The sequence below is a fragment of the Xanthobacter sp. BG11Y11_SDJG genome (genome assembly GCF_057364445.1).
This window is the reverse complement of sequence record NZ_JBNFNU010000426.1, coordinates 1-3,478: the sequence shown is the minus strand read 5'-3', so window position 1 is coordinate 3,478 and position 3,478 is coordinate 1. Positions and strand designations below refer to the sequence as shown.

2 protein-coding genes and 2 pseudogenes are annotated in these 3,478 nt (G+C 69.3%); 1 reads left to right on the top strand and 3 read right to left on the bottom strand.

Features of this window, described 5'->3' with window-relative positions:
* A pseudogene (locus AC2W7M_RS22195) lies at nucleotides 1–176 on the top strand (glutamate 5-kinase); the annotation flags it as partial.
* Between the two features lie 308 nt (nucleotides 177–484).
* Here the strand turns inward: AC2W7M_RS22195 and AC2W7M_RS22190 are convergent.
* From AC2W7M_RS22190 to AC2W7M_RS22180, 3 genes and pseudogenes are all read right to left on the bottom strand, one after another.
* Nucleotides 485–919 (bottom strand): hypothetical protein, encoded by a 435-nt coding sequence (locus AC2W7M_RS22190; RefSeq protein WP_486134972.1) that lies wholly within the window; start codon nucleotides 917–919, stop codon nucleotides 485–487.
* Nucleotides 920–1,247: 328 nt separating this feature from the next.
* Nucleotides 1,248–1,946 (bottom strand): annotated as a pseudogene (locus AC2W7M_RS22185) (peroxidase family protein); the annotation flags it as partial.
* A gap of 174 nt (nucleotides 1,947–2,120) precedes the next feature.
* On the bottom strand, nucleotides 2,121–3,155 hold the full coding sequence (locus AC2W7M_RS22180; RefSeq protein WP_486134971.1) for an FG-GAP repeat domain-containing protein: 1,035 nt from the start codon (nucleotides 3,153–3,155) through the stop codon (nucleotides 2,121–2,123).
* Nucleotides 3,156–3,478 lie beyond the last annotated feature (323 nt).

Below are 3,478 nucleotides of genomic sequence, written 5' to 3'. Positions count from 1 at the left end.
GCGGTGCTGCTGCGCGGCCCGGACGCGCCGAGATCGGCCGCGGCCTCGTCGCCTACGACGCCGACCACGCCGAGCGCATCCGCGGCCGCTCCACCGCCGACATCGAGGCCCTGCTCGGCATCAAGGGCCGCGCCGAGATGGTGCACCGGGACGATCTGGCGCTCGGGGCGGGGTGAGGGGACGGGACTGTCCCGGCACGCCGCCGCAACGCTGCGGCGTGCCAGAGATCCGCCATCGGAAGTCCTGTCGCGCGGCGTGGGGCACCACGCATGTCATTGACCCGCGGCGGACCGACAGGCGGCGCGCGCTCGCATCGCCGTTGGGCTGAGCGCCCGCCAAGAGGGCGCCCGCCAAGAGGGCGCCCGCCGAGAGTGTGCTCGACAAGAGTGCGAAGCCTCTCGCCCGCGGAGGGGCTGCTGGCGATCGGCGAAACCGTGCACCACTGTTCAGAACCGAGGCGGATCAGGCCGACGGTGGGGCCGTCTCAGGCCCCCGTTCCGTCGTCGGCAAGGAAGCTCACCAGTTGGCGCATGGTGGCGATGGTTTGGGGCGAAGGGGCCGCATCGCTCGGCTTCCCGCCGCCACACTTGTCCCAGGTTGCGGCGAGGTCGAAGTCCGGCGCGTCGGGTCGATGGGAGACCGCGCGTGCGGCCAGGGAGCCGAGGATGGTTTCCGCCACGATGAGGCCGCCCACCGGGCCGAGCTCCGTGCCGCTGGTGTGCGCTCCGGCTTCGCGAAGAATATAATACCACAGCGGGGTGGCCCAGGCGAGGCGCGGCTCGCGCTCGAGGATCTCGGCGTAGCGTGCCTGGAAATCCTCTTCCGGGAAGAGCTGCTCGGGGTCGATGGTTTTCAGATCGCCATAGACGCTGGCGAGATGGGACGCCGCCTCCTGGCCGGACGGCAGGCCGAAATCCACGCCGCGGCGGATGTTGCGTTCGGCGAGGGATGTGGGCGGCTCGCCGATGGCGGGCGGCGGCAGCCGGAAGAGCGCCGCGGTCAGCTTGGCGTCGAGCGGCTCGCCCAGATCGGTCCTGGCAGGGCTCCGGGGGAAAGAAGAACGCCCAATCCACCTGGAACTTGGCGCAGAGCGCCTGATTGCCCCGCAGGTCGTCGACCTTGATCCAGCTGCCGTCGGGCGCCTGGGTCGCGCTTTGATCGACGGCAAACAGGGGGAAGCCGTTGCTTGCGTTCAGCCGATATGTCGAGCGCAACTGGCTGTGGCCTAGGCGGAAGGCCGCGTGGGCAAACTCCACCGGCATGGCGAGGAAATCGGCGGGCAGCGCCACGTCGGGAAAGCCCCGGGTGAAGGCCGCCGCGGCGCGCGCGGTCATGGCCTGGTAGAAGGTCTTGCCGCTCTGGAGGGCATCGATCACGAGCGCGATGTGCGATTTTTGAACGATGCGCGGAAGGTAGTCGCACAGGACGATGCGGCGGTATATTTCGACCACCTGCGCGCGCGTTTCGTCGAACGCCGTGCTGCCGACCCCGGTGGGCTGACGTCCGATTTTCGGCTTGTGGATCTTGTTGTGCAGGCGCTCGAACAGGACGTGGATCTGCGTGATGAGCTTGTTCTCGTCGTTGCGCGGGTCGGCGATCAGGCGGTCGTTCTGGAACAGCCGGCTGCGCTCGATGTCGCGTCCCTTCAGCCGGAACAGGCCACGCCCGTCGAACAGGTTCGGCTGCGTGACGCCGAGCACGCCATAGACGCAGTCGAGATCGAGACTGGGGATGCGCCCATTGGTGCAGGTCAGCCTGCCGTCCTCCAGCACGCGCTGGCGCTGGCCGATGGTGGGATTGCTCAGCACCAGCCGCTGGTCCTCGGCCACGACCCGGAATTCTGTGAGGTCGTGGTCGATGAACTGCCCAAAAAAGGTGAAGCCGCGCGGAATGCCGTTCTTGCGTGTGGTGGCCAAGGTCCCGTCCGAATCTTCGGGCGATTCCATCGGCCGCGCGCGCCCGCGAGAAGCGATACGGCAAGGCTGTCATAGGTGTGATCGGCTGCAGGAAACAGGCGGCCGAAGGGGGATTTCAGGCCGCTGGGTGTAACGGCCTGGGCATCGATGACGGGAACCCATCCATGGTGCGACATTGTAGCCCCCGAGAGTTGCAATCATAGATTATATCAGTTCCAATAAATAAACCATAGGTTGTTGCAATCCGAAGCGGAATACCATCGCATCGGCGAATGGCCGTGCGGATCTCGTTGGCAATGCGTGTGGCTGAACCGCGTGGGCGCGGCGGGCTGCCTTTTGCGCACAGACGACGGTGCCGATTGTCGCTTTTGCGGTCCGCCAGCGCAGGGCAGGGCGCCTTCCGAACCCTGTCGACCTCAGGGGGCGATGACGATCCGCCGGTTGTCGGCGAGTCCCACGTCCACCGCGGGGCCTTGCGCGCCCTGCACCACCCTGAAGCCGGATGCGGCGGGGGCGGGGAGGGGGGCGGGCTGAAAACTCGCGCGCGCCGCCCCGGAAGGTGATGAACCGCAGGGTGCGCCGGTCGAAGCTCGGCACCGCCAGGTCGGCGACGCCATCGCCATTGAAATCGGCGACGGCCGAGAGGCCGAGTTCCGCCGATCCCGCCACGTGGTTGGAGACGCCGCCGAGGGCGGCGATCTCCACGAGCCGGCCGCCGGAATAGGTGAGCACCCGCAGCCGGCCGAGCACATGGGGCTGCTGCACAAAAGCGATGTCGAGCCGGCCATCGCCGTCGAAGTCGGCGATGCCGGCGGGATTGAGCCACCGGTTCGGACCGCCGGTGGCGGGACCCGCGGCGAGGATGCGCAGCGCCCCGTCGCGCGCGCCCACCACCACCACGGCGGAGCCCTCGCTCAAGGACGAGCGCACCACCACCACCTCGTTGCGCCCGTCGCCGTCGAGATCGGCGATGCGCGCCGCCCGGTCCTCGAACACCTGGTCGGCGGGCAAAGCGAGCTTCAGCGTGCGTCCATCGGCAAGGCGCGCGACGAGGCTCGACGGCTCGAAGTCGCGGCCGAGGACGAAATGCCGGTAGCGCTGGGTGGGATCGGTGAGAGCCGCCTCGGTGATGCTGCCCGCGCCGGCCCCGGCCTGGGCCAAAGCGGGCGCGGCGGGCGCGAGGAGCGCGGCGCAGGCCAGCCAGCAGAGGTGAGAGGGCGCGGTCGGAGTGAATGGCATCGTGCTTGCCCGGGCCTGGGGGTGGCCGGGGGATGGCCCGGTTGCCGGCGTCCTAGCATGCCCCAGGTGCGCCGCCCCTCACAAAGCCGCGCGCGGCGCGGTCGATCAGGCTCGGCGCCGCAGGTTGCACCGATCTGTCGCTTTGCCTATTTGCCGTGCTACGAAACGAGGCCCGCTCTTGCGGGCTTGCCGCTTCCCTCCCTGCGAGACACCGCCATGCCTTCCGCCGCTGCCGCCCGAGCCGACCACCCCGCCGAAGCGGGCCGGTGCGTGCCGCCGGCCGAGCTGGGCGCGTTCATGGGGGAGATGGGACGCGCGCCCGC